Annotated in this window: 23 protein-coding genes; 13 read left to right on the top strand and 10 right to left on the bottom strand. The window is 70.5% G+C overall.

The features are described 5' to 3' along the window. Positions 1-21: 21 nt before the first annotated feature. Positions 22-861 (bottom strand): TIM barrel protein, encoded by an 840-nt coding sequence (locus tag ACNPQM_RS16535; RefSeq protein ID WP_418084583.1) that lies wholly within the window; start codon positions 859-861, stop codon positions 22-24. A 340-nt stretch (positions 862-1,201) separates the two neighbouring features. On the opposite strand from ACNPQM_RS16535, the gene ACNPQM_RS16530 reads away from it, so the two are divergent. From ACNPQM_RS16530 to ACNPQM_RS16495, 8 genes are all read left to right on the top strand, one after another. Continuing rightward, positions 1,202-1,453, top strand: coding sequence for a hypothetical protein (locus tag ACNPQM_RS16530; RefSeq protein ID WP_358857209.1), 252 nt, complete (start codon positions 1,202-1,204; stop codon positions 1,451-1,453). After that, positions 1,450-1,827, top strand: coding sequence for a helix-turn-helix domain-containing protein (locus tag ACNPQM_RS16525; RefSeq protein ID WP_418084582.1), 378 nt, complete (start codon positions 1,450-1,452; stop codon positions 1,825-1,827). Before ACNPQM_RS16530 ends, ACNPQM_RS16525 begins: the two co-directional genes overlap by 4 nt. A gap of 197 nt (positions 1,828-2,024) precedes the next feature. Continuing rightward, positions 2,025-2,534 carry a 2-oxo-4-hydroxy-4-carboxy-5-ureidoimidazoline decarboxylase gene (uraD, locus tag ACNPQM_RS16520; protein ID WP_418084581.1) on the top strand — a complete coding sequence of 170 codons (510 nt, stop codon included), beginning with the start codon at positions 2,025-2,027 and terminating at the stop codon, positions 2,532-2,534. A gap of 5 nt (positions 2,535-2,539) precedes the next feature. After that, complete coding sequence (gene uraH, locus ACNPQM_RS16515) at positions 2,540-2,929, top strand: hydroxyisourate hydrolase (RefSeq protein WP_358857297.1); 390 nt, start codon at positions 2,540-2,542, stop codon at positions 2,927-2,929. Positions 2,930-2,934: 5 nt separating this feature from the next. Next, positions 2,935-3,867 carry a factor-independent urate hydroxylase gene (gene pucL / locus ACNPQM_RS16510; protein WP_358857298.1) on the top strand — a complete coding sequence of 311 codons (933 nt, stop codon included), beginning with the start codon at positions 2,935-2,937 and terminating at the stop codon, positions 3,865-3,867. Positions 3,868-3,931: 64 nt separating this feature from the next. Continuing rightward, a complete protein-coding gene (locus tag ACNPQM_RS16505) occupies positions 3,932-5,326 on the top strand; it encodes a nucleobase:cation symporter-2 family protein (RefSeq protein WP_358857299.1) in 1,395 nt (464 codons plus the stop codon). A gap of 45 nt (positions 5,327-5,371) precedes the next feature. Then, a complete protein-coding gene (locus ACNPQM_RS16500) occupies positions 5,372-6,760 on the top strand; it encodes an 8-oxoguanine deaminase (RefSeq protein ID WP_358857300.1) in 1,389 nt (462 codons plus the stop codon). Positions 6,761-6,999: 239 nt separating this feature from the next. Next, a complete protein-coding gene (locus tag ACNPQM_RS16495) occupies positions 7,000-8,442 on the top strand; it encodes a nucleobase:cation symporter-2 family protein (protein ID WP_418084580.1) in 1,443 nt (480 codons plus the stop codon). A 71-nt stretch (positions 8,443-8,513) separates the two neighbouring features. Here ACNPQM_RS16495 and ACNPQM_RS16490 read toward each other — a convergent pair whose 3' ends face one another. From ACNPQM_RS16490 to ACNPQM_RS16480, 3 genes are all read right to left on the bottom strand, one after another. Next, positions 8,514-9,395, bottom strand: a complete 882-nt coding sequence (locus tag ACNPQM_RS16490) for a chitosanase (RefSeq protein ID WP_418084579.1) — start codon at positions 9,393-9,395, stop codon at positions 8,514-8,516. 328 nt (positions 9,396-9,723) lie between these two features. Then, positions 9,724-11,352 carry an IS200/IS605 family accessory protein TnpB-related protein gene (locus ACNPQM_RS16485; protein WP_418084578.1) on the bottom strand — a complete coding sequence of 543 codons (1,629 nt, stop codon included), beginning with the start codon at positions 11,350-11,352 and terminating at the stop codon, positions 9,724-9,726. Positions 11,353-11,567: 215 nt separating this feature from the next. Beyond that, positions 11,568-12,419: a chitosanase gene (locus tag ACNPQM_RS16480; protein WP_418084587.1), complete on the bottom strand. Its 852-nt coding sequence runs from the start codon at positions 12,417-12,419 to the stop codon at positions 11,568-11,570. Positions 12,420-12,479: 60 nt separating this feature from the next. On the opposite strand from ACNPQM_RS16480, the gene ACNPQM_RS16475 reads away from it, so the two are divergent. Further along, the gene (locus ACNPQM_RS16475) at positions 12,480-13,163 is read left to right on the top strand and encodes an alpha/beta fold hydrolase (protein WP_418084577.1); all 684 of its coding nucleotides are present in this window, start codon (positions 12,480-12,482) and stop codon (positions 13,161-13,163) included. A gap of 122 nt (positions 13,164-13,285) precedes the next feature. Then, on the top strand, positions 13,286-15,421 hold the full coding sequence (locus tag ACNPQM_RS16470; RefSeq protein ID WP_418084576.1) for a hypothetical protein: 2,136 nt from the start codon (positions 13,286-13,288) through the stop codon (positions 15,419-15,421). A 170-nt stretch (positions 15,422-15,591) separates the two neighbouring features. On the opposite strand, the gene ACNPQM_RS16465 is transcribed toward ACNPQM_RS16470, so the two are convergent. The 4 genes from ACNPQM_RS16465 to ACNPQM_RS16450 all read right to left on the bottom strand — a co-directional run bounded on the left by ACNPQM_RS16465 (position 15,592) and on the right by ACNPQM_RS16450 (position 20,310). After that, the gene (locus ACNPQM_RS16465) at positions 15,592-16,194 is read right to left on the bottom strand and encodes a TIGR03086 family metal-binding protein (protein WP_358857306.1); all 603 of its coding nucleotides are present in this window, start codon (positions 16,192-16,194) and stop codon (positions 15,592-15,594) included. A gap of 236 nt (positions 16,195-16,430) precedes the next feature. After that, positions 16,431-17,669 carry an FAD-dependent monooxygenase gene (locus ACNPQM_RS16460; RefSeq protein ID WP_418084575.1) on the bottom strand — a complete coding sequence of 413 codons (1,239 nt, stop codon included), beginning with the start codon at positions 17,667-17,669 and terminating at the stop codon, positions 16,431-16,433. A gap of 174 nt (positions 17,670-17,843) precedes the next feature. Continuing rightward, positions 17,844-19,463, bottom strand: a complete 1,620-nt coding sequence (gene aceB, locus ACNPQM_RS16455) for a malate synthase A (protein WP_418084574.1) — start codon at positions 19,461-19,463, stop codon at positions 17,844-17,846. A 244-nt stretch (positions 19,464-19,707) separates the two neighbouring features. Continuing rightward, positions 19,708-20,310 (bottom strand): nucleotidyltransferase family protein, encoded by a 603-nt coding sequence (locus ACNPQM_RS16450; protein ID WP_418084573.1) that lies wholly within the window; start codon positions 20,308-20,310, stop codon positions 19,708-19,710. Positions 20,311-20,523: 213 nt separating this feature from the next. Between ACNPQM_RS16450 and ACNPQM_RS16445 the strand changes: the two genes are divergently transcribed. Then, positions 20,524-20,826, top strand: coding sequence for a DUF5955 family protein (locus ACNPQM_RS16445; protein ID WP_358857310.1), 303 nt, complete (start codon positions 20,524-20,526; stop codon positions 20,824-20,826). Between the two features lie 102 nt (positions 20,827-20,928). On the opposite strand, the gene ACNPQM_RS16440 is transcribed toward ACNPQM_RS16445, so the two are convergent. Both ACNPQM_RS16440 and ACNPQM_RS16435 read right to left on the bottom strand, forming a co-directional pair. After that, complete coding sequence (locus ACNPQM_RS16440) at positions 20,929-21,564, bottom strand: response regulator transcription factor (RefSeq protein WP_358857311.1); 636 nt, start codon at positions 21,562-21,564, stop codon at positions 20,929-20,931. Next, positions 21,561-22,769: a sensor histidine kinase gene (locus ACNPQM_RS16435; RefSeq protein ID WP_418084572.1), complete on the bottom strand. Its 1,209-nt coding sequence runs from the start codon at positions 22,767-22,769 to the stop codon at positions 21,561-21,563. The genes ACNPQM_RS16440 and ACNPQM_RS16435 overlap by 4 nt, the downstream gene beginning before the upstream one ends. A gap of 111 nt (positions 22,770-22,880) precedes the next feature. Between ACNPQM_RS16435 and ACNPQM_RS16430 the strand changes: the two genes are divergently transcribed. Both ACNPQM_RS16430 and ACNPQM_RS16425 read left to right on the top strand, forming a co-directional pair. Next, positions 22,881-23,978, top strand: coding sequence for an ABC transporter permease (locus ACNPQM_RS16430; RefSeq protein WP_418084571.1), 1,098 nt, complete (start codon positions 22,881-22,883; stop codon positions 23,976-23,978). Next, positions 23,975-24,655: an ABC transporter ATP-binding protein gene (locus ACNPQM_RS16425; RefSeq protein WP_358857314.1), complete on the top strand. Its 681-nt coding sequence runs from the start codon at positions 23,975-23,977 to the stop codon at positions 24,653-24,655. The genes ACNPQM_RS16430 and ACNPQM_RS16425 overlap by 4 nt, the downstream gene beginning before the upstream one ends.

Below are 24,655 nucleotides of genomic sequence, written 5' to 3'. Positions count from 1 at the left end.
ACGAGGGGGAGTCCGACACCCTCAGCGGGCCGCTCGGGCCTCGGCCGGGAGCCAGGCGAAGGACTCGGTGCTCGGCCGGTCGCCGGGCTTGTACTCCAGTCCGACCCAGCCGTCGTAACCGGCCTTCGTCAGCTCGTCGAGGAGTTGCTCCAGCGGCAGCGAGCCGGTGCCGGGCGCGCCGCGCCCCGGGTTGTCGGCGATCTGGACGTGACCGGTCCGGTCGGCGTACGCGGCGATGACCTGGCTGAGGTCCTCGCCGTTCATCGACAGGTGGTACAGGTCCAGAAGGAATTTCGCATTGCCGAGCCCTGTCGCGGCGTTGACCTTGTCGACGACGTCGATTCCGGCCGGCGCGCTCACCAGCGGGTAGCGCGGCGACTCCGGCTCGTTCAGGGTCTCGATCAGCAGGACCGCCCCGATCCGGTCGGCCGCGCGGGCCGCCAGGATCAGGTTCTCCAGGGCGAGCTCGTCCTGCACGGCCGGGTCCACGCCGTCGACGCGGTTGCCGTAGAGCGCGTTGAGCGCCTTGCAGCCGACCGAGGCGGCGAAGTCGGCCGCCACCTCGATATTGGCGCGGAAGCGGTCCGACTCCGGGCCGGGCACGGAGAGCGCGCCGCGGTCGGGGCCGGGGAGCTGTCCGGCGTAGAAGTTCAGCCCCACCAGCTGCGTGCCCGCGTCGTCGAGCGCCTTCTTGAGGGCGTCGAGTTCGCTCTGCGGCGGGGTGGGGGTCTCGATCCAGGGCCACCACAGCTCGACCGCCGTGAAGCCCGCCGCGGCCGCGGCAGCGGGGCGCTCCAGGAGCGGGAGTTCCGTGAAGAGGATCGAAAGGTTCACATCGAAGCGCTGGTCCGGGTATCCCATGAGGGTCAGACGCTCCTTCCGTATTGCGGAAGTTTGTTTCTGCTGAACGGAAGATTGCCCCGGGGGTGGTCGGACTGTCAAGGGGGTGCCCGGAATTCGGGCCGGTCAGGGCTCGTCCTGACACACGGAAGACGGGGCGGACGCCCTCGGGCCGTCCACTCCGCGTGCTGCTCTCCGACTGCCGGGCTGTCCGGCGGGCCGCGTGCGCGGCGACACCAGCCGCTCCGCGGCGGGCCGCTCCCTGATCCGGCCTGAGCCGAACGAAAGTCCTTGGCGGGTCCGTTAGTGTCGGGGCCGAGCCGCGGCTCTCTGGGCGCGGCGAGCACATGATGGAGGCACAGTGCGCTTGAGAGTGGAGTTCACCACCGAGCCCTTCGATCTCGACGAGGCGCCCGCCCACGCGGTGGTGGCCCGCGAGGTGATCCAGGCGGCCGAGCTGGACGCCGTGGATGTCGGCCCCTTCGGCAATACGGCGGAGGGCGGCGCCGATGCGGTGCTCACCGCGGTGGACTCCCTGCTGCGCAAGGCCCTGGAGTCCGGTGCCACCCGGGTGTCGCTCCAGGTCAACGTCATCGGGGAGGACTCGAAGTGACCGAACCGGCGGACCACCCCCTCGTCGCCGCGGTCAAGCCGCTCGTCGACGCCATGGGCGCCGAACTGGTCGGCCCCGAGGACGCCGGGATCGACGACGTCGTGCTGGCCTGGGAGGGCGAGGACGTCATAGCTGTACGGCTGCCGCAGCTCTCGGAATCGCTCGACCACATCCTGGCGGCCATGGAGCGGCGGCACGGCATGCCGCTTGCTGAGCTGGACCGCAAGGCCAAACAGTCGGTCGTGCGGACCCTGGAGGCACGGGGTGCCTTCTCGGTGCGGCACGGTGTGGAGACGGTGGCGGGGGCGCTGGGGGTCAGCCGCTTCACCGTCTACAACTATCTCAACCGGGAAAATGCCGCCAAAGGCGATTAGGTCGGCCGCCTCCCGTGCGCCGGTCGGTCTTGGTTGAGTGAAAGTCGCGGAAGTGCGTGGAAGGCCGTTGCCCGGATCACCGGGCGACGGCCTTCGGCGTTCGCGGAATTTCAACAAAGTGTTGACGTGGTGTTGTCGAGGGCGTTAGCTATCCGCAGCCCGACCAACGCACAGCGAAAAAAGCCACGGAGGCTCCCGTGACTCTGAGCTCCACACCGGGCCTCGCCCGGTTCAATACCCTGGCGGACGACGAGGCCACCACCGTGTTGCACGAGGTGTGTGCCAGTGCGGCATGGGGACGAGCGATCCTCTCCCGGCGCCCCTACACCACCGCAGAAGCCCTTCTCGCCAGCAGCGATGCCGCCATGGCCGAGCTGACCCGCGAAGATCTGGCCGACGCGATGGCCGGCCACCCCCCGATCGGCCGCCCGGCCCCCGGAGACCCGACCTCCTCCCGCGAACAGCGGGGGATGGCCGACGCCACCGAGGAGCTCAAGGCCGAGATGCTCGAACTGAACCTGGCCTACCAGGAGCGGTTCGGACATGTCTTCCTGATCTGCGCCACCGGTGCCACCGGTGAGCAGATGCGCGACGCGGTGAAGTCCCGGATCGGGAACTCGCCCGAGCAGGAGCGCGAGATCGTGCGCACCGAGCTGGGCAAGATCAATCGCATCCGGCTGACCCGTCTCGTAACCGAAGGAGAGTGACGGTCTTGAGCACCGACACCACCGCATCGGTGTCCACGCACATCCTGGACACCAGCATCGGCCGCCCCGCCGCAGCCGTCGCCGTCACGCTCGCCGCCCGCAGTGGCAGCGACGCGCCGTGGGTGACGCTCGGCGGCTCCGCGACCGACGCGGACGGGCGATGCAAGGACCTGCCGGCGCTGCCGGAGGGCACCACCCATGTACGTCTCGACTTCGAGACCGAGGCGTACTTCTTCAACCAGCAAGCCGAGGCGCAGCAGGACGCCCCCCGCGTAAGGGACAGCGGTGCGTTCTTCCCGGAAGTGGCGATCACCTTCGCCGTCGTACCGGGCGAGCACTATCACGTACCGCTGCTGCTCAACCCGTTCGGCTACTCCGTATACCGAGGGAGCTAGCAGACATGCCCACGATTCTCGGCCAGAACCAGTACGGCAAAGCAGAGAACCGCGTCGTCAAGATCACGCGGGACGGCGACACCCACCACATCAAGGACCTGAACGTCTCGGTCGCCCTGTCCGGCGACATGGGCGATGTCCACTACTCCGGCTCCAACGCCAACGTCCTGCCGACCGACACCACCAAGAACACGGTGTACGCGTTCGCCAAGGAGTACGGCATCAAGTCCGCCGAGCAGTTCGGCATCCACCTCGCCCGCCACTTCGTGACGTCGCAGGAGCCGATCCACCGGGCGCGCATCCGTATCCAGGAGTACTCCTGGGAGCGCATCGCCACCTCGGACAACAACTCCAGGTTCATAGGCTCGGACGAGGTCAACCACTCCTTCGTCCGCAAGGGCCAGGAGCTGCGCACCACCCAGATCACCTACGACGGTGAGAACTGGCAGGTCATCTCAGGACTCAAGGACCTCACGGTCATGAACACCACCCACTCGGAGTTCTGGGGGTACGTCAAGGACAAGTACACGACGCTCAAGGAGGCGTACGACCGCATCCTGTGCACCGATGTCGCCACTGTCTGGCGCTACAACTGGACCAGTGACGAAGACAGGATGCCCAACTGGGAGAAGTCGTACGAGCAGGCCAGGAAGCACATCCTGCAGGCCTTCGCCGAGACGTACTCCCTCTCGCTGCAGCAGACCCTCTACCAGATGGGGTCGAGGGTGATCAACAGCCGCAGCGAGATCGACGAGATCCGCTTCTCCCTGCCGAACAACCACCACTTCCTGGTGGACCTGGAGCCCTTCGGCCTCAAGAACGAAACCGCCGACGGCGCTGTCTACTTTGCGGCGGACCGCCCGTACGGACTCATCGAGGCCACCGTGCTGCGGGACGGCATCGAGCCTCAGATCCCGGTCGACATGACCAACCTCTGACGCGGCCCTGAGCCGGCCCCCGTCCGCCGACGGGCTGGGGCCGGCCGACCCGGAGGGAAACCCCATGGCACAGCCTGCAACGGGCCCGGCAGCAGAAGGCCCCTGCACCGCACCACCGGAGAACTCCGTGCATCCGGTGGACGAAAAGCTCTCCCCCTCGCGGCTCGTCCCCGCCGCGCTCCAGCACATCGCCGCCATGTATGCGGGCGTCGTCACCCCTCCGCTCATCATCGGCCAGGCCGCCGGCCTGGACCCGGCCGGCATGACCCGGCTGATCGCGGCCAGTCTGCTGATCGCCGGACTCGCCACCCTCCTGCAGACGCTCGGCATCGGCGGTATCGCGGGAAACCGGCTGCCGTTCGTCAATGCCGCGTCCTCCGCCGGCATCGCCCCGATGCTCGCCATCGCCGAGACCAGCGCCCCGGGCCACCAACTCCCCGCGATCTACGGGGCGGTGCTCGTCGCCGGAGCCTTCTGTCTGGCCGTCGGACCGTTCTTCGGACGGCTGCTCCGCTTCTTCCCTCCGCTCGTCACCGGGGTTGTCATCACCCTCATCGGCGTCACCCTGATGCCGGTCCCGGTCTCCTGGGCGCAGGGCGGTGACAGGGGAGCCGCCGACTTCGGCGCCATGAAGTACCTGGCGCTGGCCGCCTTCACCCTTGCCGTCATCCTGCTGATCCAGCGATTCGGGCGCGGATTCCTCAAGCAAGTCGCCCTGCTCTGCGGTCTGTTGATCGGAACGCTGGCCGCGATCCCGTTCGGGCTCGCCGACTTCTCCGCGCTGAGGTCCGCACCGCTCGCGGCCCTGCCCACACCCTTCGCCTTCGGTGCCCCCGAGTTCAAGCCCGCCGCCATCCTGTCCCTCTGCATCGTCATGCTGGTCCTGATGACCGAGTCCTCGGCCGGCATGCTGGCGCTCGGCGAGATCTGCGACCGGCGCACCGACGGGCGGACCATCACCCGCGGGCTGCGCACCGACGGCATCGCCACCCTGCTCGGCCCGGTCTTCGGCGGCTTCCCGACGAGCGCGTTCGCACAGAACGTCGGCGTGGTGTCACTGACGAAGGTACGCAGCCGCTATGTCGTCGCCGCGGCGGGCGGAGCACTGATCGTCCTGGGCGCCTTCCCCGTCCTCGGCGCGGTCGTCTCCCTCGTCCCGATGCCTGTGCTCGGTGGAGCCGGAATCGTCCTGTTCGGCTCGATCGCCGTCAGCGGCATCCGCACGCTCTCCGAGGCCGGACTCGACGACAGCTCCAACATCATCCTGGTCGCCGTGGCGCTCGGCGCGGGCATCATCCCGCTCGCCGCGCCCGCCTTCTACGCCGGATTTCCGTCCTGGGCGCAGACCGTGCTGGGCTCCGGGATCAGTGCGGGAGCGCTCGTCGCGGTCCTGCTCAACCTGTTCTTCCATCATCTCGGCACCCACAGCCGCACGGCTGTGGCACTCAAATCCTCCTAGGGTCCTGCCGTGCCCACCTCATCACAGAGAGAAGAAGGAAGCGCCATGGCAGCCCCTGATCGTGTGGAACGCATCGTCATCGAGAACTGTTCGATCGCGACCGTCGACGCCGACGACACCGAGTACGCCTCGGGCCATGTCGTCGTCGCGGGCAATCGCATCGAGCGCGTAGGCGCCGGCCGGGCCCCTGAGGGGCTGGAGAACGTCGTGCGACGCATCGACGGCGCCGGGCACCTCGTCACCCCCGGCCTGATCAACACGCACCACCACTTCTACCAGTGGATCACCCGGGGCCTGGCCACCGACCACAACCTCTTCGACTGGCTGGTCGCCCTCTACCCGACCTGGGCGCGCATCGACGAGCCGATGGTCCGCGCCGCGGCGCAGGGCTCGCTCGCGATGATGGCCCGCGGCGGTGTCACCACCGCCATGGACCACCACTACGTCTACCCGCAGGGCTCCGGCGACCTGTCCGGCGCCATCATCGGAGCCGCCCGCGACATGGGCGTACGTTTCACGCTCGCCCGCGGCTCCATGGACCGCAGCCAGAAGGACGGCGGGCTGCCGCCGGACTTCGCCGTCGAGACGCTCGACGGTGCGCTCGCCGGCACCGAGGCGACCATCGACGCGCACCACGACGGCTCCTTCGACGCCATGACGCAGATCGCCGTCGCACCCTGCTCGCCCTTCTCCATCTCCACCGAACTGCTCCGCCAGGGAGCCGAGCTGGCCCGCCGCCGCGGGGTCCGGATGCACACCCACGGCTCGGAGACCGTGGAGGAGGAGAAGTTCTGCCACGAGCTGTTCGGCATGGGCCCGACCGACTACTTCGAGTCGACGGGCTGGCTCGGCGACGACGTATGGATGGCCCACTGCGTCCATATGAACGACTCCGACATCGCCGCGTTCGCCCGCACCGGCACCGGCGTCGCGCACTGCCCGTCCTCCAACGCCCGCCTCGCGGCAGGCATCGCCCGGGTCCCCGACATGCTGGCCGCGGGTGTCCCCGTCGGCCTCGGTGTCGACGGCACCGCCTCCAACGAGTCCGGTGAACTCCACACCGAACTGCGCAACGCCCTCCTCATCAACCGCCTCGGCGCCCACCGCGAGAAGGCGCTGAACGCCCGTCAGGCCCTGCGTCTGGGAACGTACGGTGGTGCCCAGGTCCTCGGCCGCGCGGACCAGATCGGCTCGCTGGAGGTCGGCAAGCTCGCCGACCTGGTGCTCTGGAAGCTGGACACACTCGCGCACGCCTCCATCGCCGACCCGGTCACCGCGCTCGTCTTCGGCGCCGCCGCTCCCGTCACCCTCTCCCTCGTCAACGGGAAGACGGTCGTCGAGGGCAACCACCTGACCACGGTGGACGAGGACGCCATCGCCCGCGCCACCCGCGACGAGGCGCGCCGCCTCGCGCAGATCGCCGCCGGGGCCTGACGGCTCCGGGGGCACCTCCCCCAGAACGGCCGGCCGGAGGGGGACGGCCCTCGGCCGGCCGCCGTGGACCCGAGCGGGGTCCACGGCAGCCGGTCCGGCGGACGCGCTCAGAAATGTGCGTTCGCCGGACCGGTGACCAAAGCTGCCGCACCAGCTGCACAACCTGCCTCACCTGCACCAACGCACCACCTCCCTGACACCCACGTCGCCTTGACGTGTACCCGACCGGAGGAACCGCCGTGGCAGCACAGCCCAGGTTTCACAACGACGCAGTCGCAGTCCCCGACCAGCAACCCGTACCGGACGACCCGCAGGTCGCCGGCGGCAAGCATCCGGTCGACGAGACCCTCCCCCCACTGAAGATGTTCACCAGCGGACTGCAGCATGTGGCCGCGATGTACGCAGGCGTGGTGGCCCCGCCCATGATCGTGGGACCCGCCGTCGGACTCACCGCCAAGGAGACCGCCTTCCTGATGGGGGCGAGCCTCTTCACCGCGGGCATCGCCACCCTGCTGCAGACCCTCGGCTTCTGGCGCATCGGCGCCCGGCTGCCGTTCGTCAACGGCGTCTCGTTCGCCGGGGTGACGCCGATGATCGCGATCGGCAAGGACCGCGGACACGACGGCATCGCCGTCATCTTCGGCGCGATCCTCGTGGCCAGCCTCCTCGGCTTCGTACTCGCCCCCTACTTCTGCAAGCTGATCCGCTTCTTCCCGCCCGTCGTCACCGGGACCGTCATCACCCTCATCGGCGTCTCGCTGCTGCCGGTCGCCTTCAACTGGTCCCAGGGCGGCAACGCGAAGGCCGACGGATACGGGTCGGCGGCCAACATCTCCATGGCCGCCGTCACCCTGGTCATCGTCCTTGCCCTGCGCAAACTGCTGCGCGGCTTCCTGCAGCAGATCGCGATCCTGCTCGGTCTGGTCGCCGGCACCCTGATCGCGATCCCGGTCGGCATCACCGACTTCGGCGCGATCAAGGAAGCCGACCTGGTCGGCTTCCCGACCCCGTTCCACTTCGGGGCACCGCAGTTCGAGATAGCCGCCATCGTCTCGATGTGCATCGTGATGCTCGTCTGCATGACCGAGTCCACCGCCGACATGCTGGCCCTCGGCAAGATCGTCGGCCGACCGGCGGACGAACGGACCATCGAGGGCGGTCTGCGCGCCGACACCCTCGGCAGCGCCATCAGCCCGCTCTTCAACGGCTTCATGTGCAGCGCCTTCGCGCAGAACATCGGCCTGGTCGCGATGACCAAGGTGCGCAGCCGGTTCGTCGTCGCCGCGGGTGGCGTCATCCTGATCGTGCTCGGTCTGGTCCCCGTGGCCGCGTCCGTCATCGCGCTCGTCCCGCTGCCGGTGCTCGGCGGTGCGGGCATCGTGCTCTTCGGCTCGGTCGCCGCGAGCGGCATCCAGACGCTGGCCACCGCCGCCCTGGAGAAGGGTGAGAACGCGCTGATCGTCGCGGCCGCCGTCGGCATCGGACTGATCCCGATCGCCGCGCCGGAGTTCTATCACGCGTTCCCGAAGGACCTCCTCGTCGTGCTGGACTCGGGGATATCCACCGGGTGCGTCGTGGCGATCGTCCTCAACCTGGCCTTCAACCACCTGGGAGGGAAGCCGGAGACGGGGGACGAGGAGGAGCCCTCCGTCCCGGCGACGGCGCCGGTGGGCGCGCACTGAGCGCGTCCGGTACGGCGTGGTGGCGCGCACGGCGGGAGCCGTACGCGCCACCGGCGTACTCCGGGCGGGACTCAGCCGATGTGGTAGCTGTCCCCGTACACCTTCCACTCCGGCGGCGGATCCAGGTTCAGATTGCCCTTCTTCAGGAAGACCCGCTGGGCGGTGTCCACCCGGCTGGTGTCCGAGTGGGCCCCCTCCTGCCGCAGCGCCCAGACCCGCGCGTCCAGGAAGGCGTTGAGGTAGGTCACCTCGTCGCCGCCCTGCGACGGCGGTTTCGCCCTGGCGAGCGCGCGCCTGCGGATGGAGCCGAAGCTCGTGCTGTCGCTGCCGTCGCCGTGCGTGACGATGGCGTCGTAGTACTCGAACTGGCCGAGCGTGCCGATGCCGTCGGCCTTCCCCCGATCGACCGCCGGGTCGAAGTACACCCAATCCCGTTCGTCGTTCTGGGCCTGCTTGAAGGCCGGGTCCGACGCGGCGGTCGCCCAGTCCTCGGCGAAGTTCGGGTCGAGGCCGTCATGCGAGTCGGTGCCGTTCACCTCCCGCAGAGCGGGCAGATACTTCGCGAGGACGTTGCCCGGCTTGCGCCGGGTGTACAGCTCGACGAGGTCGAGCATGTCGCCGGTGCCGGAGCAGAAGCCGATGATGCCGGCGGTGTAGCCGCGGCCGTCGCCGATGTCCTCGATGTACTTGTACTGCGCCTTCCAGTTGAGCGTGGAGTTCTCCGCGCTGGAGACCAGCTCCATGGCGATCTCCTTCTTCGCCGGATTGTCCAGCCCGGTGGCGGCAGCCGCCTGCCGGGTGGCGGAGACCTCCTGGCGCACGGCTGCATGCGTGGGGGCACTGGCGTAGGCGGTGGCGGGTGCCGCCGTGAGGGTCACCTCGAATGCGACCAGCGCGAGCCGTACGGGGCGAGTGTTACGACGTGCGGCGTGCTTATGGCGAGCGGGCACCATTCCTCCAAAGGGAGTTCGTCGTTCCGGATCCGCTAGGAAGCTTTCCTATCAGAGCGGAGTGAGAGTCGTGGCGGAGTGAGAGTCGTGCACTCGTTCGGCGCAAGCGAGTTGAATCCGGCTCCGGCTACGGAAAGGCCCCGCACACGTGCCGGACGCGCGGTGCGGGGCCGTACGGGGCGGCCCGCGGATCAGGGGCGGACACCCTCTGGCCGATGGCTGTCAGCAGCCGGGGCAGGTCAGGTGGATCCATACGCCCGTGGGGCCACCCCGCAGGTCGCCCATGGCCCAATGGCCCTACTGGACACGGCAGCTGAGATTCTGACCGTTCCTAACCAGTGTGCGTGAGTGAGTGCTGGACCCACTGTTGCGTACTGGGCGCATCCCGAACGGTGTTGGATGCGCTGGGTTCCCGCTTTCGCGTCCCGTTCGGCGACGGTCCTCCGGGGGGCTGGTCCGTTGTGGGTGGGCGGGTTCCCTCGCGCCCTCGGGTGCCTGGTCCGGCCTGGGCGGTCCGATGCCCCGCACGATCTCTCCGGTCGTGCGGGGGCGGTGCCGTCCGACGCCGGACCGGGTGCCCGAGGGCGCGTCGTCCGATCGCGATACCGGCGGCATCGTGACGGGACATGGTGCGATGGGGGGTGGCCAGCGGTTTCTGCCAGTGCTGGGCACCCCACTGGGAGGTGTAGGCGGGGTCGACCGCGACAATGCTCAGGCCGTGTTCGGCGGCCATGGAGACCAGCCGGGCCTTGAGTTTCCCGGTCGGGATGCCGGAGATGAGCTGCCGGAACCGTTTGCGGCGGCCGTGCTTCTCGCGGGTCTTCTCGGTGGTGAAGTCGAGGTCTTCGATGCCGATCGCGGCGACACCGGCACGCACGGCCCAGTTGATCAGGCGGGTCAGGGCGTGGCGGATCTGTGCGTCGCGGTGACCGGCCGAACCGGACAGGTCGTAGGGGAAGCGGCGCGGGTCTCCGATGGGGTTGCCGTGCCGGTCGAGCCGGTAGGCGGCGAAGTGGTCGGCGTTGGTGTCGACACCGATCATGCCCCGGGCGCGGGCGGCCTCCAACGGGATGGTCTGCACGACGGGGCGCTGCCAGGATGCGGTGAGGTACCAGCGACCGCGCTGGGTGTCGAGGTGGATGCGGTAGGCGACGGCCCGGTTCGCGGTGATGCGGTCGGCCCACTCCGTGCCCCGGTGCGCGAACGCCACGGTGGAGGTGAGGACGTACCGGCCGTGCGGGGCGTTGGCCAGGTGCGCGAGCGGGGCAGGCAGTCTGATGCTGACCTCGCCGTCCGGGGTGACGCGGATCGTCTCGTTCCCGAACCGCTTCCCCGACTCACCGTCGGCCCCGATGAACCAGCGCTCCGCCTCCCACCGTTGCCGCCACTGGCCTTCGGTGAGCCCGGCTTGGGCGAGGTGGTGGCGGGTGTTCAGGAGACGTCTGCCACCCCGCACCACCCGCACCCGCCCGGCCTGCCACTCGGCAACAACAGTGGCGTGCCGGTCTTCCAGCATCGCGAGGCGACGAGATTTGCGGAACCACTCGCTCTTCGACCGGTAGCCACCCGCCGCGCGCTTGGTGCCTTTCTCCCCGATCGGGAGGGACAGGCGGTGCCGCAGCATGTTGATCCCGGCTGCCAGCTTCTGGATATGCGCCGCCTGGCAACGGCGCGCGAGCGCCCACTGATCGTGCGTGGCCTTGGTGATCGCACCCGCGATCCGCGACGACGACTCCTTCGTCAGGTCCCGCTTACGCGCTGCCCAGGTGTCCGCACTGTGCTCCAGACCGTCCGCACAGCGAGCCTTGAGATCACGGGAGGCCAACGCACCCTGATGCTCACCGACCGCACGCAGCACCCTCTCGTCCTGGGCAGTGAGGTGCTTGAGTCGGTCTCGGACCGCCACCCCGCAAGGCCCGGGCACCACGAAGGAAACGGCCAACTTCCGCAAACCACCCACCACATCACCCCGCCCTCAAAGGCCAGACACCCGCTGTCCAGGCCAACGAGCAGCAGCCGGCAAGGTCACCCATTCGACCCCAGAACTTCAGTTCCCACCCCCACCAACCGACCGACAGGACTCACTCCCGCACACCACCACTCACTTCAGCTCAGCAAACCGACAGCAGCTCACAACCCCGTTCTCGTCGACCGTGCAGACCGCCGATCACGGGTTCAGGGTCCGTCGATACGGTAGCTGTCGCCGTACACCTTCCAGGCGAGCGGCGTTTCCAGCTGGAGTCTGCCCTCGCGTACGAAGACCCGCTGCGCCGTTTCGACGCGACTGGTGTCGGAGTGCGAGGATTCCTTGCGGATTGCGGCGACCCGGGCATCGAGGAAGGCGTTCAGATACGTCACCTCGTCGCCGCCCCGGGACGGCGGTTCGGCGGCGTCGAGAGCCTCGCGGCGGATGGTACGGAAGCCGACCGTGCCGTCCTCGTCGGCGGACCCGTGCATCACATAGGCGTCGTAGTAGATGAACTGGCCCAGGGCGCCGAGACCGTCCTCCTTTCCCTGTTCGACCGCCGGATCGAAGTATGAGCTGTCCCGCTCGGCATCCTGCGCCGACCGGAACGCGGGGTCGGCGGCCGCCTCCACCCATGCGTCGGTGAACGGGCGACCGAGGCCGTCGTGCGCATCGCTTCCCTGCACCGCGCGCAGAGCGGGCAGGAACCGTTCCAGCGGATTGCCGGGGCGCGCCGATGCGTACCGCTCGACGACGCTCAGCATGTCGCCGGTGCCGGAGCAGAAGCCGATGATGCCCGCGGTGTAGCCGCGGCCGTCGCCGATGTCCTCGATGTACTTGTACTGCGCCTTCCAGTCGAGCGTGGAGTTCTCCGCGCTGGAGACCAGCTGCATGGCGATCTCCTTCTTCGCCGGATCGTCCAGCCCGGCCGCCGGGGCGCCGTTGCCGAAAACGGGTCTGGGCGAGCGCCCGGAGCACCCTGCCAGCAGGGCGGCCGCCGTGGCCAGAGCGGTGACCAGAGCCGTGGTGGGGGCGAGCCGGGAACGCGGAATGACCTTCACTTCTCCAGCCTGCCAGGTGCGGGGAAGGATCTTGGTCCGCACGCCTGTAGCGTCTGGGGTATGGATGATCAGTCTGTTGTGGATGTCGGCGACGTCCGGCTCGCGTACCGGACCTGGGGAGACCCGTTCGGCTCGCCCGTCGTTCTGCTGCACGGCCTCGGCGGTTCCGCTGCGAGCTGGGAAGCGGTCGGGAGCCTGCTCGGCGAGGAATGGCGGGTGTACGCCCTCGACCTGCGCGGGCACGGGGAGAGCGACTGGCCCGACGAGTACTCCTTCGAGCTGATGAGGGACGACGTCCTCGGCTTCCTCGACGAGTGCGAGCTCGACCGCGTCGGCCTGGTCGGCCACTCCATGGGCGGCGTCGTCGCCCATCTGCTTGCCCAGGAGCACGCGGACCGGGTGGAGCGCCTGGTGCTGGTGGAGACCCCGCCGCCGTTCCCCAGTGAGCCGAGGCCCGCCGCGCAGCCCGAAGAACCGGTCGACTACGACTGGAATGCCGTCGCGCCCATCCGGGCCCAGGTCGCCGACCCCGACCCGCAGTGGGCGGACGGTCTCGGCGAGATCGTCGCGCCGACGCTGATGATCGCGGGCGGCCCGGAGAGCACCATGCCGCAGGGCCGGCTGGCCGACATGGCAGCCCTGATCCCGGACTGCCGGGTGATCACGCTCGGCGGCGGCCACCGGGTCCATGAGACCCACGCAGACCAGGTTGCCCAGCAGATCACCGAGTTCTTCACCAGCTGAGACACCGGCAGTCGGCTGAACCCCGGAGCGGGGTGCCCCCGGGAGCCGGCGAACCGCGCCGGCCGGCATCGTGGGGGGCCCGGCCGGGGGGAATGTCAGCGCCGGGTGCCAAGATCGTCCGCATGGAGCTTGCACTGTTCTTCGCCGAGGTCGACGCACAGCCGTGGGCCGAGCTGCACCATGCGTACGGAAGCGCCGCCGATGTGCCCGACTGCCTCCGGATGCTCGCCGGGGACGACGAGGACGCGGCGTCCGAAGCGCTCTCCGAGCTGTACGGCAGCATCCTGCACCAGGGTTCGGTGTACGAGGCGACGGCCCACGCGGTGCCGTATCTGGCGCGGCTCGCGGAGGCCGGCCACCGCACGGAGGACCTGCTGGTGCTGCTCGGCGGGATCGCGGAGGGCGGCGAGGACCAGGGGGAGACGGACGAAGCCTCCTGCCGGACGGCCGTCGTCGCCCAACTGCCTTTGATCCTGGGCTGGATCGCCGACGAGAATCCCGGGTTGCGGCAGGCCGCCGCGTGGACCGCGGCCATGACAGGGGCATCCGGCCAGGTGCTGCCGGTGCTCCGGAGGCGCTGGGCGGAAGAGTCGGATTCCCTTGTCCGGGCCGAACTCCTCGGTGCCATTGCCCACCTGGACCCGGCAGGGAGCGCCGCCGAGGCGACCGAAGCCATGCGTGCGGGCGAGCCGGGCGAGGTGAGGATCGCGGCCCTGCTGGCCGACGTCGACGCGGGCCGGCCTTGGGCCCCCGCCCACCACGAGGCGATGCTGGCGCTCCTCCCGGCCGACGAGCTGGTCCGGAGCCGCCTCGACCAGGAGCGCAACGAACCGCTGCAGTATGTCGTCGAATCCCTGCTGCTCCGTGACACCCCCGAGGACCGCGCAGCGGCGTACGGCCTGCTCGACGCGGCACTGCGCAGCCCCGACCCCGACGCCCGCGCCGAGGCGCTGTGGGCGGCGGAGACCGCCTGTCTGCTCTCGCGCAGCGCGCCCGAACGGCTGGCCGCGCCCCTGCGGGCGCTGACGGCCGATCCGGCTGCCGTGCCCGCGGCGTACTCGCTCCTCAAGAAGCTGGGCGTCCATGAAGCCGTGGCCGCACCGGTCCTGGCCCGGCTCGCCGCAGAGCAGGGTGATCCGGCGGACCGGGCGCTCGAAGCGCTTGTCGCCGTGGCCCCCGCGCAGGCCGCGCCGCTCCTCGCTCGCGACCTGGGGCGGCGCCCGCGCGCGCTCGGTGCCGTATGCGGCTTCCCGAACCGAGGTGCGGCCGGCCTCTCGTTCCCGTACGACCCCGACCTGCTGGACGCGATCCGTGTCCGCCTCGTCGCGGACGATCTCGAAGGCAATGAGCCGTTCTGGCTCACGGCCCTGCTCACCGCCTGGGGCAGCCGGGCATCCTCGGCCCTGCCCGAACTGCGGTCCGCGCTGGCGCGGTTCCCGAAGGTCGTCCCCGGGGCACTGGTGGCGGTCTGTCCGCCGGAATACCGCGCGGAGACGGCGGAACTCCTGACCACCGCGGCCCGCTCAGGACCGGAGGCGGGCAGGCTTGCGGCGGCCCGGGCCGTGCACGAGCTGACCGGCGACACCGGCCCCCTGTTGGCAGCGACGGCCGCGCGGCTCGCCGAGGGTGGCTACGACGTACGGGAGGCTGCGAGCACCGCCGGCGAACTGGGCCCCGAGGCAGCCGATCTGGTGCCGGCCCTGCGGTCGGCGCTCACCGTCCCCGAACCGAACCGCACCATCCCGCAGCTGGACGGCGATGTCGAGATCGCCACTGCCCTGTGGCGGATCACGGGCGACGCGCAGGAGGCGGTGCCGGTGCTCGCCGGGGTGCTCGCGGAGGTCGGACCGGCCTGGATGCGCTGGACGTTCATCCGTGCCGCGCGAGCGGCGGCCCTCATCGGAGAGGCGGCCCGCCCGCTGGTCCCCGCACTGGAGGGCCTGCTGACGGACCGGGAGCAGACCCCGGCCGCGGTTCTCGCCCTGCACGCGATCGCACCCGAGTCCCTCGACGCCCCTCGGCTGGCGGGCCTGCTCCTGGACGCCGCGGAGGCGGACGCCGAACCCGTCACCGCCGTCGATGCCCTGGTGGCCCTCGGCCCGACCGCCCTCACCGACGACCACCTGAACCGGCTGACCGCCCTCGCTGAAAGGGACCTGCGGGTGACGGCCTCAGGGCTGGAGTCAGGCATCGCCCCGGCCGACGAACGGCTGCGCGACCGGGTGCGCGAGGCGGTGCGCACACTGCGACCGCACTGACGGCGCGTGCGGGATCGCCTGCGCGCCGCCGGGAGGGCATGACGGCGCCGCCCCGCCGTCCGCGACCGCGGGATCGGCGGGCCGCGCCGGAACTCCGGCACGGCCCGCCGGATCGGCCGGTCGTGGGGCGGGCGCGTCCACGCCCTCAGGCGGCAGCGCCCCCGCAGACGTCAGCGCCCGGGCTGCCAGTCCGGGTGCCGGCCGCTCATGGCGATAGCCCGGTCGACGAGGGGTGCGCCGGCCGGTACCGGGACCGGCGGTCCGAAGACGTCGGGCCGCGGGCTGCCGTCGCGGGGCGTCAGCATGGCCAGCGACACCCGCAGGCTCGCCTCGTCCGCCTCGTACGCCTGCCCGGTGGACCGGGCCAGGTCCCAGCCGTGGACGACCAGCTCGTTCAGCGCGACCATCGCGGCCACCTCGCCCGGCAGATCCACACCGCCCGCCCTGGTCATCCCCTGCCGGGCGGCAGGGTCGCGCCAAGCTGTCACCAGCTCGTCCAGCAGGGGCGGCAGTACCTTGCGCCAGTCGTCGCCGAGGACCGGCAGTGCGGCGGCCGGCGAGCTGTCGGTCGTCGGCCCGAGATCCTTCCGCGCCGCGTCGCGGAAGGCCATGCTCAGCCCGACCAGATGGGCGAGCAGCTCCCGTACCGCATAGTCGGGGCAAGGGGTGGGGTCGGTCAGCTGTTTCTCCTCGATGCCGTCGAGCAGTGCGGCGACCTGACGTGCGGCAGGTCCCAGATCGGCCGAGGGCATCGTTTCGTTTTCGGTATCCATACTCTTCAGACCGCTCCGGTACCCAGAACTCATCGGTCCTCGCGCGGGGCGTTCGCGCCGGACACCTGCGGCGAATTTCTCCCGCACGTCGTCCTCGCCGGCTGACAGGGGCTCACCCGGGCAGACATGGCGTGCGGGATGTCGCACCGCATCGTCCACGGGTCCCGGAATCCTTGTCCATACTGGTCAACGGGTTCGTGACCGTGGGGACGGCCAGGAGCCGATCGGGCCGGGAGTCACGCCTTCAGGGCATGGCCACCGAACCCGCCGCCCACAGCGGCCCGCTGCCACCAGGCATCCAGTGCCGACGGATCCATCGAGCCCCACTCCGGTGTGGCCTCCACCAGGGCCTGCCCCAGTCGCCGCCCCAGCTCCACCATGGCCCGGCCGGCCGCGGTGCGTTCGGAGTCGTACGTACGGAGTGCCTCGGCCCAGTGGGGCGTGGATCTGAGCGCCGACTCCAGTGCCGTCGCGTCCTGGAGCGCCTTGACCGCACCCGCGCCGGTGTGCGGACGGGCCACGGTCGCCGCGTCACCGGTCAGCAGAAGCCGGCCGGTGGCGTAGTGCGGCGCCGTGAAGTCGTACAACGGCTGGATGAACAGCTCGTCCGGCGCGGTCAGGCCGACCAGGCCGCCCCAGTACGGTGGCAGCGACTCGGCGGCGATACGGGCGAGATGACTGTGCAATGCGTCCGTGAGTGTGCCGGGCGGCAGACTCGTCGGAGTCTCCAGCGACAGTTCGAGATCCGGGGGAGGAGTGGTGTAGAGCACCCAGTTCACCCGGTGGCCGCCGGCGGCGTCCGGGATGCGGTAGGTGATCACGTGCCCACCCGGGAAGGCGGCGTACGCACACTCATCGACGTCCCACAGACGCTGATCGGAGGGGGTCATCCTGGAGACGGGGAAGGCGCCGCGCCAGGCGAGATATCCGGCGTACTCGGGGCGCGCAGCGGTGGCGAGCCCGGCGCAGACCTCGGCGCGGACGAGGGAGCGGTAGCCGTCCGCACCGATGGCGAAGTCGAACACCTCGGTACGGTCGCCGCCGTCGACGCCCGTGATGCGTAACGCAACCCCGTCCGGGGTGTGCCGCACCGCGCCGACGGTGGTGCCGGTGCGGTACTCGACCTCGTCCGGAACCCGGGTCCGCAGTTCCCGCCAGAGCGGACCCCAGTTGTACGTACGGAACGGGAAGGGCATCTCGCCGATCAGCTTCCCGAGGGGCTCGCCGCCCTCGCCGCGTACGTACCAGCGCCGACGGTTCAGCTGGATCCAGGGCATCCCCGCGTCCAGATACCCGGCCGACCGAAGCTCCTCGTAACGGTCGTCGTGCACGGCCAGCCCGACGCCCCGCTCCGCCAACTGCCCCGGCGCACGCTCCAGGACCACGATCTCGTCGGCACCGCCCCGGTGCGCGGCCAGTGCGGCGGCGCATCCGGCGACGCTGCCGCCCACGACGACGACCCGGCCTCCACGCATCTGATGTCTCCTCGGCTGCACGGTGGAAAATGCCCCTCGGTCCACATCCCTGACTCCCCATCCGCAGCGGACGGTCAAACCCTCTGGAGCGCGCCCTCGGCGGAGGCCGGGCAGCGCTCCGCCCCCGGTGCTGTGCGGAACCGGGGGCGGAAAGCTCTACGGAGTCGGAGCGGCTCAGACCAGCTGCTCGTACGCCGGCAGTGTCAGGAAGTCCGCGTAGTCCTGGTCCAGCGACACCTGGAGAAGCAGGTCATGGGCCTGCTGCCACCTGCCGGAGGTGAATGCCTCCTCGCCGATCTCCGCGCGGATCGCGGCGAGTTCCTCGGCGGCGACCTTGCGGGCCAGGTCCGCCGTGGCGTGCTCGCCGTTCTCGAAGACCACGTCCGCGTTGATCCACTGCCAGATCTGCGAGCGGGAGATCTCCGCGGTGGCGGCGTCCTCCATCAGGTTGAAGATGGCGACGGCGCCCATGCCGCGCAGCCACGCCTCGATGTAGCGGATGCCGACGGCGACGGCGCCCAGCAGGCCGTCGTACGTGGGCTTGGCGTCCAGGGTATCGATGGCGATCAGATCGCCCGGCGCCACGGAGACGTCCTCGCGCAGACGGTCCTTCTGGTTCGGCTTCTCGCCGAGGACCGCATCGAAGGAGGCCATGGCGATCGGGACGAGGTCCGGGTGGGCGACCCAGGAGCCGTCGAAACCGTCGTTCGCCTCGCGGTCCTTGTCGGCCTTGACCTTCTCGAAGGCGACCTTGTTGACCTCGGCGTCACGGCGGGACGGGATGAATGCCGCCATGCCGCCGATCGCGTGCGCACCGCGCTTGTGACAGGTGCGGACGAGGAGTTCCGTGTACGCGCGCATGAACGGGGCGGTCATCGTCACCGCGTTGCGGTCCGGCAGGACGAACTTCGAGCCGCCGTCACGGAAGTTCTTGACGATGGAGAAGAGATAGTCCCAGCGGCCCGCGTTCAGCCCGGAGGCGTGGTCGCGGAGTTCATAGAGGATCTCCTCCATCTCGTACGCGGCGGTGATCGTCTCGATCAGGACGGTCGCGCGGACCGTGCCCTGCGGGATACCGACGTAGTCCTGGGCGAAGACGAAGATGTCGTTCCAGAGGCGGGACTCCAGGTGCGACTCCGTCTTCGGGAGGTAGAAGTAGGGGCCCTTGCCGAGGTCGATGAGGCGCTGGGCGTTGTGGAAGAAGTAGAGGCCGAAGTCGACCAGCGCTCCCGGCACCGGGGTGCCGTCGAGCTGGAGGTGACGCTCGTTCAGGTGCCAGCCGCGGGGGCGGGTGACGACCGTGGCGAGCTCGTCGGCGGGCCTCAGGGTGTACGACTTGCCGGACTTGGGGTCCGTGAAGTCGATGCGGCGCTCGTAGGCGTCGATCAGATTGAGCTGGCCGAGGATGACGTTCTCCCACGTGGGGGCGGACGCGTCCTCGAAGTCGGCGAGCCAGACCTTGGCGCCCGAGTTCAGGGCGTTGATGGTCATCTTGCGGTCGGTCGGACCGGTGATCTCCACGCGGCGGTCGTTCAGCGCGGCCGGGGCCGGGGCGACCTTCCAGGAGTCGTCCGCGCGGATCGCTGCCGTGTCGGGCAGGAAGTCCAGCGTGGAAGTGCGGGCGATCTCGGCGCGGCGTTCGGCGCGGCGGGCGAGCAGCTCGTCACGGCGGGGCGTGAACTGCCGGTGCAGCTCGGCCACGAACGCGAGGGCCGCGTCGGTCAGGACCTCATCCTGCCGGGGCAGGGGCTCGGCATCGACGATGGCCAGCGGGGACGGCGCTGGTGCGGACATGAGCTGTCACTCCTTCAGCGGGCGGTGCGGGTGGCGCCTTCGCGGTCGCCGGGTCGCCTCAATGGCACGGGGTGCCAGGGCTCCGGGATACGGCCGTGGGCGCCGTCTGGGGTACAGAGCGCTTCTGACCAGTGGATAGTAGTTTCCTCATGGTGGAAGTTCAATGGTTTGTTGATGTCGAGATTCTCCGGGTCGACACAAGTGGGGTGGGGGCGGCGCAGCGTGCCGGCGCGCGCAAGCCCGTTCAGTCGAGGTGCCTCAGGTCCTCCGCGGTGTCGATGTCGTACGCCTCCGCCACATCGGAACACTCGACGAGGGTGATCGCATCGCGGTGCGCCCGCAGGTACGCACGCGCCCCCTGGTCGCCCACGGCACCCGCCGCGATGTCCGCCCACCGGTCGGCACCGAACAGCACCGGATGGCCGCGCTCCCCCTCGTACGAGGCTGCCGCCAGCGTCATCCGGGAGCGGTACGCCGACCGGACCCGGGCCACCGCCTGCGCACCGATGCCCGGCTGGTCGACCAGGAGGACGAGCGCCGCGTCCGCCTCCGTACCGGAGAGCGCGCCGAGCCCCGCCCGCAGTGAGGAACCCATGCCTTCCGGCCATTGCGGGTTGACGGTCACCGCGCATCCCGAGAGGTCCGCCCGCGCCCGCACCTCGTCCGCAGCGGCGCCGAGCACCACGTGGACGGGGCCGCAGCCGCCCTCCTGCAGCATGCGTATGGCGTGCTCGACGAGCGGCCGCCCGCGGTGTTCCAGCAATGCCTTCGGCCGGCCGCCGAGCCGTCGGCCACCGCCTGCGGCGAGCAGCAGACCTGCGATGACGGGGGGAGATGAATGAGCCATGAGGCCCTGAATACCCCACGGCGCCCATGAATTCCCACCTGACCCGGCCGTGGGCCGCGTCCCCTGGTCGTCACCCTGAATTCTGTCCACGGAGTGGCGCACGGCACCTTTCATGGCGTTAACTTGCGCACCCCCGGACACTTGACCACGGTCCGGGGCATGATCGAAACACCGGCACGAAGATGTGCGAGGGGGAGTGCTTTGTTGCGAAGCATGGGGCAGACGCGGGCGACCGGCAGTGGCGAGGACCCGAGGGTGACGGAGTTGCGTACGGCGGTCTCCCGGCTCCGCCGTGAGCTCGCGGGGCATCCCGCGGAGTTCCCCGACCGCGGGATCGCCGAGGACGAACTGGCGGCCCTGGATGCGATGGCGGTCACCGGTGTGCCCGAGATTCCGCGGCTGCGCCGCTCACTGCTGCTGATCGCGGGGGCGGTCGGCTCGGTCAGCGCACTGGCATCCGCACTCAGGGATGTGCGGGTCGCCGTGGATCTCTTCGGCGAGCCGCCGCGCCGCTGACGTATGGGAGGGGGCAGCCCCAGGGCGTGTTTCGAAAGTAGCGTCGTCCGCCCCTGGGGCGGGCCGGACGCCGCCCGGCAGGCGGGACTTTCGAAACACGCCCTAGCGGCGGATGAGGCGGCGCGCCGTTGCCGCAGCGACCGCCGACGTGCGGGAGTCGACGCCCAATTTGGCATAGATGTGCACCAGATGGGACTTCACTGTCGCCTGGCTGAGGAACAGCGCCTTGCTGATCTGCAGGTTCGACATTCCCTCACCGACCAGTTGCAGTACCTCCAGCTCGCGTTTGGTCAGGGCCTCCGCGGGCGTCCGCATGCGGTCCATCAGCCGGTGCGCGACGGCCGGGGCGAGCGCCGAGCGGCCGGCCGCCGCCGTGCGTACCGCTGCCGCCAGTTCCTCGGGCGGGGCGTCCTTGAGGAGGTAGCCGCTCGCGCCCGCCTCCACCGCCGCCAGGATGTCGGCGTCCGTGTCGTAGGTGGTGAGGATCAGGACCCGGGGCGCGTCGGGCACCGCGGTGATCGCCGCGGTGGCCTCCGAGCCGTGCATGCCGGCCCCGAACTGGAGATCCATCAGCACGACGTCGAACTCGCCGGTCGCCGCGAGCGCCACGGCCCGCTCGGCGGTGTCGGCCTCGGCGACCACGCGGAAGTCCGGTTCGGTGTCGAGGACGGCCCGCAGCCCCGCACGCACCACCGGGTGGTCGTCGGCGAGCAGCAGCCGGACAGGGGTGGCGGTCATGCGGCGGACCTCTCTTCGTGCCCGGACAGCGGGAGGGGGAGGGTGAGCGCGAGGGCGGTGCCCTGGCCGGGGGCCGATTCCACGCTCAGCGCGCCACCGAGCGAACGGGCCCGGGACCGCATGGCCGGGAGACCGAAACCGCCGGTCGTCGTGGCCCCCGTGAGCGGGGGTGCACCCGGCGAGAAGCCCCGGCCGTCGTCCACGACGTCCAGCGACACCGAGGTGTCCATGAAGCTCAGTGTGATCTCCGCACGCCGGGCTCCGGCATGCTGCACGGTGTTGGCCAGCGCCGACTGGGCGGTACGGAGCAGCGCCACTTCGTACGGCGTAGGCAGCTCCACCGGCGTCCCGCTGACCGCGAACTGCACCGCCAGATCCGGTCCGGTGGTGCGCGCACAGAGGCGTTCGAGGGCGCCCGCGAGCGAACCGTTCTCCAGATCGGGCGGGGAGAGGGCGCGTACGAAGCGGCGGGCCTCGGCGAGATTGTCCTGCGCGGCTTCGCGGGCCCGGCGCACATGCGCGGTGGCGGGGGCGTCCGGCGGAAGGGTGCGTTCGGCGGCGCGCAGCAGCAGCTGAATGCTGGACAGGCCCTGCGCGAGTGTGTCGTGGATCTCGCGGGCCAGCCGCTCGCGTTCGGCGAGTGTTCCCGCCGTGCGCTCGGCGGCGGCGAGCTCCGCCCGGGTGGAGACCAGTTCCTCGATCAGCTCGCGGCGCCGCTCGCTCTCCCGGAACAACGCGTCGTACCCGAGGACCGTGGCGATCGCGACTGCCGCACCGAGCAGCGGCCCGATGAAAGCGCCGGGCGTGACGGGCCCGCCGTGCACCACAAAGCCGGCGATGGAAGCTGCCGCGGTGACGACGACGGCGGGCAGACCCCAGCGCATCGGCAGCAGATGCAGTTGCAGGAAGTACAGCGGGAAGGCCAGCCACAGGGCGTCCGGCGAGAGGACGAGTAGAGCGAGCCAGATCGCCCCCAGCAGCGACAGCCACAGGGCGGCCGCCCTGTTCTGCGGCTGCACTGCGGGGGCGAGCGCGCCCGCCGCGTAGACAGCGGCCATGACGCAGACGAGCGCGACGACGGCGGGCGCGTTCGACGCGCCGTGGCTCACGGCCGGCACCGCGCAGAGCGCCAGCAGTCCCAGCAGCAGTGCGTGCAGACAGAACCGCAGCGCGGCGGCGACCGGGGTGTGCGAACGCGAATTCATGATGTGTTCCAGCGTAGACGTGCGGAGTCGGCGACCGGTCAATCGAAAGGTTGATGTCAGACCCGTCCGGCGTGCGATGTTTTCGCGGGCCGGCCGACCGAGGCTGGAGTCATGTTCGTCGCATGGAGAGATCTCCGGTTCGCCAGGGGCCGGTTCGCGCTCATGGGCTCGGTCGTGGTGCTGATCACGCTGCTCGTGGGCTTGTTGTCCGGTCTTACGGCCGGCCTGGCCAGGGAGAACACCTCGGCCGTCACGGGGCTGAACGCCGATCACCTCGCGTTCGCCGCCCCGCCCGACGGCCAGTCGGTGTCCTTCACCAACTCGACCGTCGACGAGAGCGCGTGGCGGAGCTGGGCGAAGCAGCCCGGCGTCGGTTCCGCGCAGCCCCTCGGCATCCGTACGCTCAACGCAGCCACCGTTGCGGGGAAGCGGACGGCCGCGGTGTCGGCGTTCGGTGTCGAGCAGGACTCGGGCCTTGCCCCGACGGCCGGCGGGGCACACGTCGGCCCGGGGAGCATCGTGCTTTCTGAGCAGGCCGCCGACGAGCTCGGCGCGGCCGCCGGTGACCGGGTGCGACTCGGCCGCGTCGAAGTGCGTGTGGCGGCGGTCGCAGGAGATGCCTCGTACAGCCATACACCGGTCGTGTGGACCTCGCTCGACGACTGGCAGCGCTTCGCGGACAGCGGGGCGGGCGGCGCGCCGCACGCCACGGTGATCGCCCTGACCACCACCGGCGGCGCCGACCTCGCCGCCGGTGACGAGGCAGCCGGCACCAGCACGCTCTCGCTCGGCGATTCACTCACCGCCATCGGCTCCTACCAGGCCGAGAACGGCTCGCTGCAGCTGATGCGCGGCTTCCTCTTCGCCATCTCGGCCCTGGTGATCGGCGCCTTCTTCACCGTCTGGACGATCCAGCGCAGCGGGGACGTCGCCGTCCTCAAGGCACTCGGCGCCTCCACCCCGTACCTGCTGCGCGACGCGCTCGGGCAGGCCGTCGTGATGCTCGCGATCGGCACGGGGCTGGGGACCGCGCTCGCCTCGGGCATCGGCGCGGTGGTCAGCGGCGGGGCCGTGCCCTTCGTCCTCGACGCGGCGACCGTCCTCGTTCCGTCCGCCGTCATGATCGCCCTCGGTGCCCTCGGGGCGGCGCTGTCCATCCGGCGGATCACCGCCGTCGACCCGCTCACCGCACTCGGGAGTGCCCGATGACCCTCACCCTCTCCGATGTCACCCTCACCTACCCCGACGGTGACGGCCGGCTCACCGCACTCGACCACGTCTCGCTCGACGTTCCCGAGGGCTCACTCACCGCGGTTGTCGGACCGTCCGGCTCCGGCAAGTCCAGCCTTCTCGCGGTGGCGGCGACGCTGGTCACGCCGGACGAGGGGCGGGTGGTGATCGCAGGTCGGGAGACGGCGGGACTCGGGCGCGCGGAGAAGGCGGCGCTGCGCCGCGAACGTATCGGCATCGTCTTCCAGCAGCCGAACCTGTTGCCGTCGCTGACCGCCGCCGAACAGCTTCAGGTGATGACGCATCTGTCGGGCGGCACCGCCCGCGGCGCCCGCGGGCGGGCGCTGGAGCTCCTCGACGCGGTCGGTCTGGCGGACAAGGCGGACCGCAGGCCGCACCAGCTGTCGGGCGGCCAGCGCCAGCGGATCAATATCGCGCGGGCGCTGATGAACGATCCGGCGGTACTCCTGGTCGACGAGCCGACGAGCGCTCTCGACCACGAGCGCGGCGCGGCGGTACTGGACCTGCTGATCACGCTGACCCGGGAACGGGCGACGGCGACCGTGCTGGTCACCCACGACCGGACGCATCTGGACCGGACGGACCGGACGGTGGTGATGCGGGACGGGCGGCTGACGGAAGCGGTGCTCAGCTGA

This window comes from Streptomyces sp. NPDC056231, from assembly GCF_048270745.1.
Classification (GTDB): domain Bacteria; phylum Actinomycetota; class Actinomycetes; order Streptomycetales; family Streptomycetaceae; genus Streptomyces.
The sequence above is the reverse complement of the archived record's forward strand: the minus strand, read 5'-3'. Positions and strand labels throughout refer to the sequence as shown.

What these genes read in the sequence shown, in the direction of transcription:
- ACNPQM_RS16535 (WP_418084583.1), bottom strand. Translation starts at nt 861, where the DNA reads ATGGGATACCCGGACCAGCGCTTCGATGTGAACCTTTCGATCCTCTTC.
- pucL (WP_358857298.1), top strand. Translation starts at nt 2,935, where the DNA reads ATGCCCACGATTCTCGGCCAGAACCAGTACGGCAAAGCAGAGAACCGC.
- ACNPQM_RS16505 (WP_358857299.1), top strand. Translation starts at nt 3,932, where the DNA reads ATGGCACAGCCTGCAACGGGCCCGGCAGCAGAAGGCCCCTGCACCGCA.
- ACNPQM_RS16500 (WP_358857300.1), top strand. Translation starts at nt 5,372, where the DNA reads ATGGCAGCCCCTGATCGTGTGGAACGCATCGTCATCGAGAACTGTTCG.
- ACNPQM_RS16490 (WP_418084579.1), bottom strand. Translation starts at nt 9,395, where the DNA reads ATGGTGCCCGCTCGCCATAAGCACGCCGCACGTCGTAACACTCGCCCC.
- ACNPQM_RS16475 (WP_418084577.1), top strand. Translation starts at nt 12,480, where the DNA reads ATGGATGATCAGTCTGTTGTGGATGTCGGCGACGTCCGGCTCGCGTAC.
- ACNPQM_RS16470 (WP_418084576.1), top strand. Translation starts at nt 13,286, where the DNA reads ATGGAGCTTGCACTGTTCTTCGCCGAGGTCGACGCACAGCCGTGGGCC.
- ACNPQM_RS16465 (WP_358857306.1), bottom strand. Translation starts at nt 16,194, where the DNA reads ATGGATACCGAAAACGAAACGATGCCCTCGGCCGATCTGGGACCTGCC.
- ACNPQM_RS16460 (WP_418084575.1), bottom strand. Translation starts at nt 17,669, where the DNA reads ATGCGTGGAGGCCGGGTCGTCGTCGTGGGCGGCAGCGTCGCCGGATGC.
- aceB (WP_418084574.1), bottom strand. Translation starts at nt 19,463, where the DNA reads ATGTCCGCACCAGCGCCGTCCCCGCTGGCCATCGTCGATGCCGAGCCC.
- ACNPQM_RS16450 (WP_418084573.1), bottom strand. Translation starts at nt 20,310, where the DNA reads ATGGCTCATTCATCTCCCCCCGTCATCGCAGGTCTGCTGCTCGCCGCA.
- ACNPQM_RS16445 (WP_358857310.1), top strand. Translation starts at nt 20,524, where the DNA reads ATGGGGCAGACGCGGGCGACCGGCAGTGGCGAGGACCCGAGGGTGACG.
- ACNPQM_RS16440 (WP_358857311.1), bottom strand. Translation starts at nt 21,564, where the DNA reads ATGACCGCCACCCCTGTCCGGCTGCTGCTCGCCGACGACCACCCGGTG.
- ACNPQM_RS16435 (WP_418084572.1), bottom strand. Translation starts at nt 22,769, where the DNA reads ATGAATTCGCGTTCGCACACCCCGGTCGCCGCCGCGCTGCGGTTCTGT.
- ACNPQM_RS16430 (WP_418084571.1), top strand. Translation starts at nt 22,881, where the DNA reads ATGTTCGTCGCATGGAGAGATCTCCGGTTCGCCAGGGGCCGGTTCGCG.
- ACNPQM_RS16425 (WP_358857314.1), top strand. Translation starts at nt 23,975, where the DNA reads ATGACCCTCACCCTCTCCGATGTCACCCTCACCTACCCCGACGGTGAC.